The sequence below is a fragment of the Nocardioides sp. CPCC 205120 genome, from assembly GCF_048654585.1.
Classification (GTDB): domain Bacteria; phylum Actinomycetota; class Actinomycetes; order Propionibacteriales; family Nocardioidaceae; genus Nocardioides.
Genome location: NZ_JBMCYY010000001.1, coordinates 60099 through 72869, shown reverse-complemented (window position 1 = coordinate 72869; position 12771 = coordinate 60099). Strand labels below are relative to the sequence as shown.

Annotated in this window: 18 protein-coding genes and 1 tRNA gene; 12 read left to right on the top strand and 7 right to left on the bottom strand. The window is 74.5% G+C overall.

Annotated elements, in window-relative coordinates; all coding sequences use genetic code 11:
• Positions 1 to 120: 120 nt before the first annotated feature.
• From ACOACO_RS00370 to ACOACO_RS00360, 3 genes are all read left to right on the top strand, one after another.
• Positions 121 to 972, top strand: coding sequence for a hypothetical protein (locus tag ACOACO_RS00370; RefSeq protein WP_420294279.1), 852 nt, complete (start codon positions 121 to 123; stop codon positions 970 to 972).
• 80 nt (positions 973 to 1052) lie between these two features.
• Positions 1053 to 1128, top strand: a tRNA-Ala gene (locus ACOACO_RS00365).
• Positions 1129 to 1204: 76 nt separating this feature from the next.
• Positions 1205 to 2062: a class I SAM-dependent methyltransferase gene (locus ACOACO_RS00360; RefSeq protein WP_420294278.1), complete on the top strand. Its 858-nt coding sequence runs from the start codon at positions 1205 to 1207 to the stop codon at positions 2060 to 2062.
• Positions 2063 to 2084: 22 nt separating this feature from the next.
• Here the strand turns inward: ACOACO_RS00360 and ACOACO_RS00355 are convergent, their stop codons facing one another.
• A complete protein-coding gene (locus ACOACO_RS00355; protein WP_420294277.1) occupies positions 2085 to 3689 on the bottom strand; it encodes a peptide chain release factor 3 in 1605 nt (534 codons plus the stop codon).
• 83 nt (positions 3690 to 3772) lie between these two features.
• On the opposite strand from ACOACO_RS00355, the gene ACOACO_RS00350 reads away from it, so the two are divergent.
• The 3 genes from ACOACO_RS00350 (at position 3773) to ACOACO_RS00340 (ending at position 5692) form a co-directional block, all read left to right on the top strand.
• Entirely contained in the window at positions 3773 to 4792 is a 1020-nt protein-coding gene (locus ACOACO_RS00350) for an LLM class flavin-dependent oxidoreductase (protein ID WP_420296270.1), read from the top strand.
• A gap of 109 nt (positions 4793 to 4901) precedes the next feature.
• Entirely contained in the window at positions 4902 to 5219 is a 318-nt protein-coding gene (locus tag ACOACO_RS00345) for a GNAT family N-acetyltransferase (protein WP_420294276.1), read from the top strand.
• The gene (locus ACOACO_RS00340) at positions 5219 to 5692 is read left to right on the top strand and encodes a carboxymuconolactone decarboxylase family protein (RefSeq protein ID WP_420294275.1); all 474 of its coding nucleotides are present in this window, start codon (positions 5219 to 5221) and stop codon (positions 5690 to 5692) included. The genes ACOACO_RS00345 and ACOACO_RS00340 overlap by 1 nt, the downstream gene beginning before the upstream one ends.
• Before the next feature lie 114 nt (positions 5693 to 5806).
• On the opposite strand, the gene ACOACO_RS00335 is transcribed toward ACOACO_RS00340, so the two are convergent.
• Both ACOACO_RS00335 and ACOACO_RS00330 read right to left on the bottom strand, forming a co-directional pair.
• On the bottom strand, positions 5807 to 6463 hold the full coding sequence (locus ACOACO_RS00335; RefSeq protein WP_420294274.1) for a class F sortase: 657 nt from the start codon (positions 6461 to 6463) through the stop codon (positions 5807 to 5809).
• A 12-nt stretch (positions 6464 to 6475) separates the two neighbouring features.
• The gene (locus ACOACO_RS00330; RefSeq protein WP_420294273.1) at positions 6476 to 7747 is read right to left on the bottom strand and encodes a hypothetical protein; all 1272 of its coding nucleotides are present in this window, start codon (positions 7745 to 7747) and stop codon (positions 6476 to 6478) included.
• A 330-nt stretch (positions 7748 to 8077) separates the two neighbouring features.
• Between ACOACO_RS00330 and npdG the strand changes: the two genes are divergently transcribed.
• A complete protein-coding gene (gene npdG / locus ACOACO_RS00325) occupies positions 8078 to 8761 on the top strand; it encodes an NADPH-dependent F420 reductase (RefSeq protein ID WP_420294272.1) in 684 nt (227 codons plus the stop codon).
• 222 nt (positions 8762 to 8983) lie between these two features.
• On the opposite strand, the gene rpsN is transcribed toward npdG, so the two are convergent.
• The 3 genes from rpsN to rpmB are packed head-to-tail and all read right to left on the bottom strand — an operon-like array spanning position 8984 to position 9695.
• Positions 8984 to 9289, bottom strand: coding sequence for a 30S ribosomal protein S14 (gene rpsN, locus ACOACO_RS00320; RefSeq protein ID WP_420294271.1), 306 nt, complete (start codon positions 9287 to 9289; stop codon positions 8984 to 8986).
• Positions 9289 to 9459: a 50S ribosomal protein L33 gene (rpmG, locus tag ACOACO_RS00315; protein WP_315733113.1), complete on the bottom strand. Its 171-nt coding sequence runs from the start codon at positions 9457 to 9459 to the stop codon at positions 9289 to 9291. Before rpmG ends, rpsN begins: the two co-directional genes overlap by 1 nt.
• Positions 9459 to 9695 carry a 50S ribosomal protein L28 gene (rpmB, locus tag ACOACO_RS00310; RefSeq protein ID WP_420294270.1) on the bottom strand — a complete coding sequence of 79 codons (237 nt, stop codon included), beginning with the start codon at positions 9693 to 9695 and terminating at the stop codon, positions 9459 to 9461. The genes rpmG and rpmB overlap by 1 nt, the downstream gene beginning before the upstream one ends.
• A gap of 70 nt (positions 9696 to 9765) precedes the next feature.
• Between rpmB and ACOACO_RS00305 the strand changes: the two genes are divergently transcribed.
• The 5 genes from ACOACO_RS00305 to ACOACO_RS00285 all read left to right on the top strand — a co-directional run bounded on the left by ACOACO_RS00305 (position 9766) and on the right by ACOACO_RS00285 (position 12333).
• Entirely contained in the window at positions 9766 to 10089 is a 324-nt protein-coding gene (locus ACOACO_RS00305) for a type B 50S ribosomal protein L31 (RefSeq protein ID WP_420294269.1), read from the top strand.
• The gene (locus tag ACOACO_RS00300; RefSeq protein WP_420294268.1) at positions 10086 to 11165 is read left to right on the top strand and encodes a GTP-binding protein; all 1080 of its coding nucleotides are present in this window, start codon (positions 10086 to 10088) and stop codon (positions 11163 to 11165) included. The genes ACOACO_RS00305 and ACOACO_RS00300 overlap by 4 nt, the downstream gene beginning before the upstream one ends.
• Before the next feature lie 93 nt (positions 11166 to 11258).
• Positions 11259 to 11444: a 50S ribosomal protein L32 gene (gene rpmF / locus ACOACO_RS00295; RefSeq protein ID WP_420294267.1), complete on the top strand. Its 186-nt coding sequence runs from the start codon at positions 11259 to 11261 to the stop codon at positions 11442 to 11444.
• Positions 11445 to 11496: 52 nt separating this feature from the next.
• Positions 11497 to 11619 carry a type B 50S ribosomal protein L36 gene (ykgO, locus tag ACOACO_RS00290; RefSeq protein WP_023645249.1) on the top strand — a complete coding sequence of 41 codons (123 nt, stop codon included), beginning with the start codon at positions 11497 to 11499 and terminating at the stop codon, positions 11617 to 11619.
• 123 nt (positions 11620 to 11742) lie between these two features.
• Positions 11743 to 12333 carry a hypothetical protein gene (locus ACOACO_RS00285; protein ID WP_420294266.1) on the top strand — a complete coding sequence of 197 codons (591 nt, stop codon included), beginning with the start codon at positions 11743 to 11745 and terminating at the stop codon, positions 12331 to 12333.
• A 112-nt stretch (positions 12334 to 12445) separates the two neighbouring features.
• Here the strand turns inward: ACOACO_RS00285 and ACOACO_RS00280 are convergent, their stop codons facing one another.
• Entirely contained in the window at positions 12446 to 12721 is a 276-nt protein-coding gene (locus ACOACO_RS00280; protein ID WP_277497928.1) for an HU family DNA-binding protein, read from the bottom strand.
• Between the last annotated feature and the right edge of the window lie 50 nt (positions 12722 to 12771).

Below are 12771 nucleotides of genomic sequence, written 5' to 3'. Positions count from 1 at the left end.
CGTGAGCGCGCCGAGTCGTCGCTGAGGTCACGGCGCCGAACCACACGGGTCACACAAGTCGACGCCCGACACACCCCGCACGTCCCGGGTGTGCCCGACCGGCGCTCCTAGGCTCGGTCCGTGGATCTGAGCGGTGTCATCTTCGTGGCCGTGGCCGTCGCGTGGGCGGCCTACCTCATCCCCCAGGCGCTCAAGCACCACGACGAGGCCGTGGAGAGCAGGTCGGTCGAGCGGTTCTCCGCCACCCTGCGCGTGCTCGCCCGCCGCGGCGCCGCCGAGGCGCCCCCCGCGGCCGCCGTGCCCGTAGCTGCGCCCACCCCTGCGCAGCTCCGGGCCCGGCGGGCCGCCGCCCGCCGCGCCATGCAGCGTCGCCGCCGCGTGCTCGGCGTCCTGGTCGGCCTGCTCGTCATCGGCGTGCTCCTCGCCGCGTTCGGTGTGGTGGCCTGGGGCTACGTCTCCGCTCCCGTCGCGCTCCTCGTCGCCTGGCTCGTCACCTGCCGCGTGATGGTCAAGGGCGAGCGTGCCGCGTTCCACCACGCCCGCCGCCCGGCCCCCCAACCCGAGCAGCGCGGACCGGTCGTCCTCGACGCCGCGAGCCGCGAGGAGGACCTGGTCGCCCAGCTCGAGGAGTACGACGACAGCGAGGTCGCCGAGCTGCTCGACGCCAGCGCCGACACCCAGCTCATCTCCGCCGTCTCCCGCGAGCTCGGCGACGAGCCGCCGGCGGTCCAGGACGACCGCGACCCCGCCACGCTGTGGACCCCGGTCGCCGCGCCGCTGCCCACGTACGTCGGCAAGGACCACGCCGCCGCCCGCGAGCTCCCCGCGTTCGACTTCGACGACAGCGGGATCTTCTCCTCGGGCCACGACCGCGCCGACTCGGAGCTGGTCCGCCGTACCGCCGCGGAGGCCGACGAGCAGCGGGCCGCCGAGGCCTCCCGGGCGACCGACCGTCGCGTCGTCGGGCACTGACGGACGGGCTCCCGGGGCGATTCGGCGCCCCCCGCGCGGGGGTGCTAACGTTCCCTCTCGCGTCACGCGAGTGACGCACTGGGGCTGTGGCGCAGTTGGTAGCGCGTCTCGTTCGCATCGAGAAGGTCAGGGGTTCGAATCCCCTCAGCTCCACCACCACGAGAAGGCCGTCCCGTCGGGGCGGCCTTCGTGCGTTCCCGGGCGACGGGCCCGCGTCGCCTACCGTGGCCCGGTGAGCAACGAGCAGGTACGCCGCACGTGGGTCGACAACGCCGCCGGCTGGGTCGCGAACGAGTCGACCTACGACGCGATCTTCGCCCCCGTCACCGCCGCGCTCCTGGAGGCGGGCGCGCCGACCGCGGGGGAGCGCGTGCTGGACGTCGGGTGCGGCAGCGGCACCCTCCTCGCCGCGGCCGCCGAGCGGGGAGCCGAGGTCGTCGGTGTCGACATATCGGCTCCGATGGCCGACGCCGCGCGGGAGCGGGTGCCGGGCGCGACCGTGCTCGCCCTCGACGCGCAGGACGCCGACCTCGCCGCCGCGGCCCCCGGCCGCCCGTTCGACCTCCTGCTGTCGCGCTTCGGCGTCATGTTCTTCGCCGACCCGGTCGGCGCGTTCACGAACCTGCGCTCGGCCTGCGCGCCGGGGGCCCGGTTGGCCGTCGCCTGCTGGCGCACGGCGGCCGAGAACCCGATCTTCACCCTCGGCACGTCGGCGCTCGTCGACGCCATCGAGACCCACCACGGTCCCCGGGAGGCGCGCGACCCCCACGGCCCCGGCCCGGTCGCGCTCGCCGAGCCTGACCGCGTGCGCGCGCTGCTGGGCGCCGCCGGGTGGAGCGACGTCGACCTGCGACCGCTCGACTACACCCACGACCACGGGTACGACGGCAGCGACGGCGTCGAGAGCCGGCTCGCCGCGATCCTGGGTACGACGACCGGCCGCGAGGCCCACGACGTGCTCGTGCCGCTGCTCGGCGAGGACGGCTGGGCAGCGCTCCTCGACGACGTGCGCGCCGAGCTGCGGGCGCACCTCGTCGACGGCGCCGTGCGCTACCCCGGCGCCGTGTGGATCGTCACCGCTGCTGCGTGACCTGGGCGGGTCACTGGGCGGGTCACCGGGCGGGGCGGGTGGGCTCCGCGTCCAGGTCGCTGGCCGGGAGCGGGCGCAGGTCGAGGTGCGGGTGCATGCGCTCGACCGCGCCGAGCCGCCAGCGGTCCGGGAACAGCGCGAGGTGCACGCCGTCGGAGCGGTGCAGGACCTCGACGCCCGACAGCGCCGCCACCTCCGCCAGGTCGGCCTCGTCGACCGCCCGGGCGAGCTGGTAGCCCAGCGGGTCGAGGCGGATCGGCGCGCCGAACTCCGCCTCCATCCGCGCGGCGGCCACCTCGAACTGCATCGGCCCGACGGCCGCGAGCACCGGCTCGTGCTCGCCGCGCAGCTCCGAGCGCAGCACCTGCACGACGCCCTCCTGGTCCAGCTGCTCGATGCCCCGACGGAACTGCTTGTAGCGGCCGGAGTCCGTTGCCCGGGCGGTGGCGAAGTGCTCGGGCGCGAAGCTCGGGATGCCGGGGAAGCGCACCGGCCTCCCGGCGTAGATCGTGTCGCCCACCCGCACGCTGCCGGCGTTGACGAGCCCGATCACGTCGCCGGGGTGGGCCACCTCGACCGCGTCGCGGCGCCGGCCGAAGACCGCGTGGGCGTACTTCGTGGCGAAGGGGCGGTCGGTCTGCGCGTGGGTCACCACCATGCCGCGCCGGAACACCCCCGAGACGACGCGGGCGAAGGCGAGCCGGTCGCGGTGGGCCCGGTCCATGCCGGCCTGCACCTTGAACACGAAGGCGCTGAAGTCGTCGGTGGGCGCACGCAGGGTGCCGTCCTCCGCGTGGGCCCCCTCCGGCGCCGGGGCGAGCTCCACCAGGGTGCGCAGCAGCTCGGCCACACCGAAGTTGAGCAGCGCGGACGCGAAGAGCACCGGTGTCGTCCGGCCGGCCAGGAACGCCGCGTGGTCGTGGTCGGCCCCGTCGGCGCCCAGCAGCTCGTGGCCCTCGACGGCCTCGTCCCACGTCGGGCCGAGCAGGTCGTGGGCGCTCCCGGCGCTCATGCGGGTCTCCGGCGCACGGGTCGCCCCGCCCGCGGTGCGGGTGTACGCGACGTACTCGCCCGTGCGCCGGTCGAGCACCCCGTGGAAGTCGCCCGCCTGGCCGACGGGCCACGTGAGCGGGGTGGGTCGCAGCCCGATGCGCTGCTCGATCTCGTCGAGGAGGTCGAGCGGGTCGCGGCCCGGCCGGTCCCACTTGTTGATGACGGTGATGACGGGCAGGCCGCGGTGGGCGCACACCCGGAAGAGCTTCAGCGTCTGCGGCTCCAGCCCGCGCGCGGCGTCGACGAGCATCACGGCGGCGTCGACGGCCGAGAGCACGCGGTAGGTGTCCTCCGAGAAGTCGGCGTGGCCCGGGGTGTCCACCAGGTTCACCACGTGGCCGTCGTGCTCGAACTGCAGCGCGGTCGAGCTGACCGAGATCCCGCGCTCCCGCTCCATGTCCATCCAGTCCGACACGGTCGCCCGCCGGTCGCCCTTGCCGTGCACCGCGCCCGCCTCGGAGATCACCTGTGCGTGCAGCGCCAGGGCCTCGGTCAGCGTCGACTTGCCGGCGTCGGGGTGGCTGATGACCGCGAAGGTACGGCGCGGACGCGCGTCGTGGGGGGAGTCGGACACGACGCAGACCGTACCCCCGGGCGCAGTCGCGGGGCGCTTCGCGCGGCACGGAACACCTGCGGCTCGTGAGCGTTGAGCCTGGTGTGAAGAAGATCGGGTTCCTGTCCTTCGGCCACTGGACGCCGTCGCCGCACTCGCAGACGCGGTCGGCGTCCGACACGCTGCTGCAGTCGATCGACCTCGCGGTCGCGGCGGAGGAGCTGGGGGTGGACGGTGCGTACTTCCGGGTGCACCACTTCGCCCGGCAGCTCGCCTCGCCGTTCCCGCTGCTGGCCGCGGTGGGCGCGCGCACGAGCCGCATCGAGATCGGCACGGGCGTCATCGACATGCGCTACGAGAACCCGCTCTACATGGCGGAGGACGCCGGCTCGGCCGACCTCATCTCCGGCGGGCGGCTGCAGCTCGGCATCAGCCGGGGATCACCGGAGCAGGTGGTCGACGGCTACAAGTACTTCGGGTTCGAGCCGCCGCAGGGCATGAGCGACGCCGACATGGCGCGGGGGCACACCCAGGTGCTCCTCGAGGTGCTGAAGGGCGAGGGCTTCGCCCAGCCCAACCCGCGCCCGATGTTCCCCAACCCGCCGGGCCTGCTGCGCGTCGAGCCGCACTCCCCGGGCCTGCGCGACCGCATCTGGTGGGGCGCCGGCTCGCGGGCGACCGCCGAGTGGACGGCCGAGCAGGGCATGAACCTCATGAGCTCGACCCTGCTGACCGAGGACACCGGCGTGCCGTTCCACCAGCTGCAGGCCGAGCAGATCCAGCGGTTCCGCGACGCCTGGACCGCGGCCGGCCACGAGCGCGAGCCCCGCGTCTCGGTGAGCCGCAGCATCTTCCCGATCGTCGACGACCAGGACCGGGCCTACTTCGGGCACGAGGGCCGCAGCGAGGACCAGGTCGGGTTCCTCGAGGGCGGGGCCGCGCGCTTCGGCAAGACGTACGCCGCCGAGCCCGACCGGCTCGTCGAGCAGCTCGCCGAGGACGAGGCGATCGCCGCCGCCGACACCCTGCTGCTGACGGTGCCGAACCAGCTGGGCGTCGACTACAACGCCCACGTGCTGGAGTCGATGATGACCCACGTGGCGCCCGCCCTCGGCTGGCGCTGACGGGCGAACGGACACGTCGTACGACGCGACGCGCCCCGGTAGCCTCACGCCCGAGCGGCGCGGACGGCGCCGGGGCCGCGTGGCGGCGTACCGAGGAGCAGGAGGCGACATGGGCGAGGCGAACGCGGTCGAGGTGCGGGACAACCCCGAGGAGAAGCGCTACGAGGCGTGGCTCGACGGGGAGCTGGCGGGCTTCGCCGCCTACATCCCCGCCGACGGCATGCTGGTGCTGCCGCACACGGAGGTGGGGGACGCCCACGAGGGCAAGGGCGTCGGGTCCGCGCTGGCGCGGCACGCCCTCGACGACATCCGCGCCCGGGGGCTGCGGGTCATGCCGACCTGCCCGTTCATCGCGTCGTGGATGCGCCGCCACCCCGACTACCTGGACCTCGCCTTCAACGCGCCGGCCAGCCGCGTCTCCGACTGATGGGTGCCCCCGAGGGCCACGACGCGCACGGGGGCGTGTTCCTCGACCGGGCCGAGCCCGAGGTGTACGCCGCGCTGTCGGCCACCGCGAAGGCGGTCACCGAGGCGGCCCGCCGGGCGGGTCTCGACCGGCGGTTCGTGGAGCTCGTCAACCTGCGGGTCTCACAGCTCAACGGCTGCGCCTTCTGCCTCGACCTGCACCACCGCCGGGCCGTGAAGGCGGGGGAGGACCCCCGCCGGCTCGCGGTGCTGGAGGTGTGGCGCGAGACGTCGCTCTTCGACGAGCGCGAGCGGGCCGCCCTGGCCCTGGCCGAGTCGATCACGCGGCTGCCCCCGCTCGAGGAGCGCCGGGCCGTCGAGGACGACGCCCGGCGGGTGCTGGGCGACGAGGCCTACGGCGCCGTCGCGTGGGTGGCCGTCACCATCAACGCGTTCAACCGCGTCTCGATCACCAGTCACCACCCGGTGGCCTGAGGCCCGGACGCCGGCCCGTCGGCCCCGTCGGCCCGCCGTACCCCCCGGACGCGCCGAGGGCGGGAGGAGCGCTGCTCCTCCCGCCCTCGGCGGTCCGTCGTGCGGGTGCCGGGCTCAGCCGGCCGCCTGGTCCGCGGTGGGTTCCACGGTGGGGCGCTCCTTCGGCTCGCCGAGCGGCGTGCCGAAGGCGATGACGTTGCGCTCGTAGTACTCGCCGTTCCAGTCGGCGCAGGTGATGAGGACGAGGTTGCCCTCGCCGCGGTCCTGGCCGAAGAGCTCCTCGGCCTTCTCCGCCACGTCGTCGCGGCTGTAGTAGCGCACCCGGTCGATCTCGTAGCGCATCCGGCCGGACTCGCTGACGACGTCCACCTCGTCGCCCGGCTCCAGGGAGCCGATCCGGTTCATCGAGCCACCGCCGGTGTGCACGGTGTGGCCGGTGATGACCGTCTGGCCGGTGGCGTTGCCGGGCTTGGCGCTCTGGTTCCACCAGCCGACCAGCTCGGCGTCGCGGGGCGGGTCGAGGACCCCCTCCGTGCTGACGCTGATCGGGACGATGGGGGCCGTCACCTCGAGGCGCGGGACCTCGAGGCGGATCGGCGCGGCCGGGTCGAGCGAGGTGTACTGCGACGACGTGCCGTCGTCCGCCTCCCCGCCCGGCCACGCGATCCCGATGCCCACGAGCCCGACGCTCAGGACGAGGAGCAGGGTGGTCAGCGCCGTCAGGACCGCGGTGCCGCGGACCTTGCGTGCCGCCGTGCTCTTCTCGCTCATCGCGTCAGTAGATCACGCAGCGTTGCGGGCGCGGACGAAGCGAGCCACACCGGCGGTGCCGGCGAGGAGCGTCATGCCGACCAGCGCGGCGGGACCCCAGGGAGCGGGCGTCTCACCCGACATGCCGGCGGGGACCGAGGTGGGCACCGTCGGGGTGTCGGCGACCGGCGTGACCGGCGTCGTCGGCGTCGGGGTCGGCGTGGGCTCGGGCTCGCCCACGGCGTACACGCCGCCGCGGCAGAAGGCCTTGCCGAGCTCGACGCTGGCGAAGCTGGTGCCGATGAACTGGCTGGCCGCCGGGAGCACCTGCAGGTCGAACGCCGTGACCTCGATGGAGTTCGGGGTCGGCTGGCTCTGCTTGTTGAGCGTGAGGCTCAGCAGGTTGTCGCGCACCGGCGCGAGCTGGGAGGAGATCTGCGCGATGACCAGGTCGTTGATCTGACCGATGAAGGGCAGCAGCGCGGTGAGCGGGGCCAGGGCGCCGTTCAGGCCGTTGGTGAGCTGCGAGTCCAGGCCCACGAGGATGGCGTCGACGACGTCGTCCAGGTTGGTGACGACCTCGGTGTTCGGCGCGATGTCGCCGACGGGGAGGTTGAGGATCTCGATCTCCTGGCCGGCGACCGTGACGTAGCCGCGCAGGTCGGCGATGTTGGAGGTCGCCTCGGCGGAGGTCGAGGTGGCGGCGCAGCGGCTCTGGATCGCGCCGGCCGACTCGATCACGACGCCGAGGTTGCCGAGGCCGCCCAGCACCTGGTTGAGCACGTCGCTCAGCGGGCCGAGCAGCTGCGGCGCCAGCGGGCCGAGCGCGGCGTTCAGGGGCTCCGTCAGCGGGGCCAGGATGTTGCTCTGGATGATCTGGGCGTTGCCCAGGTCGATCGTGCCGGGAACCAGGGTGACCTGGTCGCCGCCGGTGAGGCAGGTGCCGTCACCGACCTCGGCGACGACGGCACCGTTGCCCGCGACGCCGGAGCACGCGAAGGCGTTGGACCGGCCGCCGTTCGAGGAGGTCGTGGCGTCCTGGTAGATGACGCCCACGTCGATGTTGCTCTGCTGGGAGAGCACGTCGGCGACCTCGGGGCTGTTCGTGCCGGACTCGGTCTGGGTCGTGCCGTCGGTGACGACGGTGTACTGACCCGAGTCGACGGGGCTGCCCGCGATGGTGAGGATCGCGCCGGTCGCGCTCGCCTCCGCAGACGGCTCGGCGGCCATGGCCGGGGCCGTGGTGACGCCGACGACGGCGATGGTGGAGAGCGCAGCGACGAGGCGCGCAGTAGAGCGTGACAAAGGAATCCCTCCCAGGGTGGAACGCGGCAGTCCCGACGGATCCGAGCCATCGGGTCACTCGCTGTGCTGAACGACACAGGCCTGGGCAGGCTACTCTCAAGATTGGATCAAGGCGACCGAATCGGCAGATCAACCTCGCATCGCGGACGTGACGGAGGTCGCACGGGAGGCGCCCGGGCCGCTCCGCGCGGGGCTCCGCGCGGGATCCCAGCGGGTGGTCCACCTGTTCCCGGGGTGCCGTGCATCACTACGATCGAAACCATCCGCAGAGATTCTGCGGCCCGGCATCCCCGCCGCACGCCGGTGCGGCGCGAGCGAAGGAGCAGACGCGTGAGCCTCCCCGAGAGCCTGCAGGGCACGACCATCGCCGTCCTCGGCGGCACCGGCCCGCAGGGCCGCGGGCTCGCCCGCCGCTTCGCGGCCGCGGGCCTGAGCGTGGTGCTGGGCTCCCGCACGCAGGAGAAGGGGGCGGCGGCCGCCGCCGAGCTCGCGGCGTCGCTCGGCGAGGGCGCGGGCTCCGTCACGGGGTCCGACAACGCCGGTGCCGCGGCTGCGGGTGACGTCGTCCTCGTGGTCGTGCCGTGGGACGGGCACAAGGAGCTGCTCGAGGGCCTCCGCGCCGAGCTGGCCGGCAAGGTCGTCGTCGACTGCGTCAATCCGCTGGGCTTCGACAAGCAGGGCCCGTTCGCGCTGAAGGTGGAGGAGGGGTCGGCGACCGAGCAGGCCCAGGCCGTTCTGCCGGACTCCACCGTCGTGGGCGCGTTCCACAACGTCTCCGCCGTGCTGCTCGAGGACCCCGAGGTCACGAGCATCGACACCGACGTGCTCGTGCTCGGCGACGAGCGCGAGGCCACCGACCTCGTGCAGGACCTCGCCGGCGTGATCCCCGGTGTCCGCGGGGTGTACGCCGGCCGCCGCCGCAACGCCCACCAGGTCGAGGCGCTGACGGCGAACCTCATCGCCGCCAACCGCCGCTACAAGGCCCACGCCGGCGTGCGCATCACCGACGTCTGAGCGGAGCCTGGTCTCGCCCGGCGCGCCGGCCTCGCCGCCCGTCCGCATCCACTCCCCGGCGTCGTCCCCCGTCGTGGCGCCGCGTCCGACCTACGAGTGGTGACATCCGGGCGCCGCTGACCGTCGGGCGCCGCCGGCACCCGGGTGCGCCGTCGCCGGGGCGCCCGGGCTGACGGGTCCCGAGGGCCGTCCCCGCGGGGACGGCCCTCGGGACCGTGCGGCCTACCAGCTCGACTTCGTGATGCCCGGCAGCTCGCCCCGGTGGGCCATCTCCCGGAAGCGCACGCGGGACAGGCCCGCCTTGCGCAGGTAGCCGCGGGGGCGGCCGTCGACCTGGTCGCGGTTGCGCAGCCGCACGGGCGAGGAGTCGCGCGGCAGGCGCGACAGCGCGCGCACCGCCTCGGTCAGCTCCTCGGAGCCGGGCTCGGCGCGCCGCACGGCCTCGCGCAGGGCGGCGCGGCGCTCGGCGTACCGCTCGACGACCGCGCGGCGGCGCGCGTCCGCCGCGATCTTCGACCTCTTCGCCATCAGCGCTCCTCGCGGAAGTCGACGTGGCGCCGCACCCGCGGGTCGAACTTGCGCAGCACGAGCCGGTCGGGGTCGTTGCGCCGGTTCTTGCGCGTGACGTAGGTGTAGCCGGTCCCCGCCGTCGACCGCAGCTTCACGATCGGTCGCACGTCGTTGCCTCGCTTGGCCATCAGAGCCTCGTTCCCTTCCGCTGCAGCTCGGCGACCACGGACTCGATCCCGCGGGCGTCGATCACCTTGATGCCGCGGGCACTCACCCGCAGCACGACGTGCCGGCCGAGGCTCGGCACGAAGTACCTCTTGCGCTGGATGTTGACGTCGAACCTCCGCTTGGTGCGGCGGTGCGAGTGCGAGACGTGGTGGCCGAATCCCGGCTCCCGCCCCGTCACCTGGCACACACGTGACATCGGGACTCCCTTCGTGTCAGACTTGAAAACGGTTCTCATTCTAACCACATGCAGGAAGAGGCAGATTCCGATGAAGCAGGGGATCCACCCCACCTACGGGCCCGTGGTCTTCCGCGACCGCTCGGCCGACCAGCTGGTGCTCACCCGCTCGACGCTCGCCGGACGCACCGGCGGGGAGACGGTCGAGATCGACGGCACGACGTACCCGGTCGTCGACGTCGACGTCTCCTCGGCCAGCCACCCGTTCTGGACGGGCCGCGGCCGCGTCATGGACACCGAGGGCCGCGTCGAGGCCTTCCGGCGCCGGTACGGCGCACGCGGCGCCGCGGGCCGCGCCGGGTCCGCGACCCCCGCGACCCCCGAGACCCCCGAGACCGAGGGGGAGCGGTCGTGAGGACCGCCGTCGTCCTCGTCACCGGCGTCGCCCCCGACGCGATGGCCGCCGCCCAGCTGAGCCTGCTGTGGGACCTGCCCGACGCCGTCGCGGTGCGCCACCACATCGACCTCGACCGCGGGGTGCTCGAGCGGGTGGTCAGCGACCTCACCGGGGTCGTCGAGCACGTGGAGGTCGAGCTCGAGCACGCCTGCGTCAGCTGCGCGCTGCGCGAGGACGTGCTGCCCACCCTCGACCGGCTCGCCCGGGACGGCCGGTGGCGCTCGGTGGTGGCGCAGCTGCCGGTCGGGGCCGAGGCCGACCAGGTCTGCGGCGTCCTGGCCCGCGACCCGCGCCTCGCCCGGCGCCTGCGCCTCGCGGCCGTCGTCACCGCCCTGCCCGACGCCACCCTCGTCGACGACCTGCTCGGCGACGAGACCCTCGCCGAGCGGGGCCTGGCCACGAGCCACGACGACGAGCGCGGCGTCGGCGAGGTGGCCTGCTCGATGGTCGAGTTCGCCGACGTCGTCGTGACCACCGGCGCCGTCGGCACGCCCACCGGGCCGGAGCTGCTGCGGGCCCTCGCGCGCCCCGACGTACCGGTCGTGCGGGGCGCCGACCTGCTGGCCGGCTCCGACCTCGTCGCCCGACCGCCCCACCAGCACTCCCGCTCGCGGGCGTGGGCCTCCCACGTGCGCGAGCTGCCCCTGCCGGTGCCGGGCTCCGCCGACGTGTGGACGCTCGAGCTGGTCTCCGACCGGCCGTTCCACCCCGAGCGGCTCCTCGACGGGCTCGAGAGCCTCGCGCTGGGGCGCCACCGCACCCGCGGCTGCTTCTGGCTGCCCACCCGGCCGGGGCGCGCCCTGCTCTGGGAGGGCGCGGGCGGCCAGCTGAGCATCGGCGACGGCGAGCCGTGGGGCGACCGCGTCCCGCGCACCCAGCTCGCGTTCACCGGCACCGGGGAGCCGCCGCTCCACCTCGCCACGGCGTTCGAGGGCCTGCTCGTGCCGCGCGCCGCGTTCGGCCGCGGCATCGGCTGGCACCAGGCCGAGGACGGCTTCGAGCCCTGGCTCGGTCCGGTCCGCGACGTGGCCTGACCGGCCCGGCCCTCGCCGGCCCCGGCCCCCGCCGTACCCCGGCGGGAGCACGACCACCCACGCCCCTCCGGGGCCCGAGAGGAAGGACCCACCGTGGCCGTCCCGAAGCGCCGCACCTCGCGCAGCAACACCCGTCACCGCCGCTCCGCCTGGAAGGCGACCGCACCCGACCTCGTGCCGGTCGCCGTCGCCGGCGAGGAGCACGCCGTGCCCCGCCGCCTGCTGCCGGCCGTGCGGCGCGGCCTCGTCGACCCGGCCACCGGCCGGCTCGTCCGCTGATCCCCACCGACCCCGTCCGCCCCGCCCCGAACCCCGCTCCCGAGGAGAAGACATGAAGGTCCGCAACTCGCTGCGCTCGCTGAAGAACCAGCCCGGCTCGCAGGTGGTGCGCCGCCGCGGCCGCACCTACGTCATCAACAAGCAGAACCCCCGCCTCAAGGCCCGCCAGGGCTGAGGTGTCGTCGGCGGGGGTGCGTCGGCGGGGGTGTGCCCCCGTGGACCGCGCCCCCGTCGTCGGGCGCGCCCGCCGCGCGCCTCGTCTAGGCTCGGGCCGGTCCCGACCACCAGGAGGAGTCCGATGAGTGCACGCAACGGCATCCGCGCCGCCGCGCTGGCGGGGGTGCTCGCCCTCGGGCTGGGCGCCTGCAGCGGTGACGACGGCGGCGAGCCGGAGGCCGAGCGCACCGACTGGCCCGAGAACATCACCGAGGCCTGCCCCGAGGTCGCCGACTTCGTCGCCTCGCAGGAGCTCGACGAGGGCATGACCGACTACGCCGGCATCGCGTCGGGCCTGCGCGACCTCGTCGAGCACGGCGACGACGAGATGGACGCGGCGCTGACCCCGCTGGCCGACGCGGCCCAGGCCATGGCCGACAGCCCGGCCCTCGCGGCCGACGGCGAGCTCGCCGACGCGGCGACCGACCCGGCCAACATCCCGACCGACCTCGACCCCGGGGAGACGGCCACCTACACGTTGCCCGGCCTGCCGACCGAGGCGGAGCTGGCGGAGATCGAGCGCCTCGAGACCGACTTCTTCGCGGCGCTCACCACGGCGTCCACGGCCTGCACCGAGGCCGGTGAGCCGCTCGTCGACGAGGACCAGGTCGAGCAGCAGCTCGAGGACCTCGAGGAGATGGAGGGCTCGACCGTCCCGCCGACCGGGGGCTGAGCGCGCCGTACCCGCGGAGCGGGCCCGGACGCACGCAGCAGCACGCACAGACGCCGAGGGCGTCCGACCCCGAGGGGCCGGACGCCCTCGGCGTCTGTCGGTGGTGCTGGCGTCAGCCGGCGACCGTCTTCTTCAGCGCGGCCGCGGCCTTGAACGCCGGCGTCGTGCTGGCGGCGATCTGGATCTCCTCGCCCGTCTGCGGGTTGCGGCCCGTGCGAGCGGCGCGCTCACGGGTCTCGAACGTGCCGAAGCCGGCAACGGCGACCTTGTCGCCGGCCGCGAGGGCCTTCCCGATCGCGTCGAACACCGCGTTGGCGGCGGACTCGGCCTCGCCCTTGCCCAGGCCGGTCGCCTCGGCGACCTGGTCGACGAGCTCCTTCTTGTTCATGTCTGACTCCTTGTCGCGGACTACTGGATTGCGGGGCGACCGTACCGGTC

What these genes read in the sequence shown, in the direction of transcription:
- ACOACO_RS00345 (WP_420294276.1), top strand. Translation starts at nt 4,902, where the DNA reads ATGGGCGAGGCGAACGCGGTCGAGGTGCGGGACAACCCCGAGGAGAAG.
- ACOACO_RS00340 (WP_420294275.1), top strand. Translation starts at nt 5,219, where the DNA reads ATGGGTGCCCCCGAGGGCCACGACGCGCACGGGGGCGTGTTCCTCGAC.
- ACOACO_RS00335 (WP_420294274.1), bottom strand. Translation starts at nt 6,463, where the DNA reads ATGAGCGAGAAGAGCACGGCGGCACGCAAGGTCCGCGGCACCGCGGTC.
- rpsN (WP_420294271.1), bottom strand. Translation starts at nt 9,289, where the DNA reads ATGGCGAAGAGGTCGAAGATCGCGGCGGACGCGCGCCGCCGCGCGGTC.
- rpmG (WP_315733113.1), bottom strand. Translation starts at nt 9,459, where the DNA reads ATGGCCAAGCGAGGCAACGACGTGCGACCGATCGTGAAGCTGCGGTCG.
- rpmB (WP_420294270.1), bottom strand. Translation starts at nt 9,695, where the DNA reads ATGTCACGTGTGTGCCAGGTGACGGGGCGGGAGCCGGGATTCGGCCAC.
- ACOACO_RS00305 (WP_420294269.1), top strand. Translation starts at nt 9,766, where the DNA reads ATGAAGCAGGGGATCCACCCCACCTACGGGCCCGTGGTCTTCCGCGAC.
- ykgO (WP_023645249.1), top strand. Translation starts at nt 11,497, where the DNA reads ATGAAGGTCCGCAACTCGCTGCGCTCGCTGAAGAACCAGCCCGGCTCG.
- ACOACO_RS00285 (WP_420294266.1), top strand. Translation starts at nt 11,743, where the DNA reads ATGAGTGCACGCAACGGCATCCGCGCCGCCGCGCTGGCGGGGGTGCTC.
- ACOACO_RS00280 (WP_277497928.1), bottom strand. Translation starts at nt 12,721, where the DNA reads ATGAACAAGAAGGAGCTCGTCGACCAGGTCGCCGAGGCGACCGGCCTG.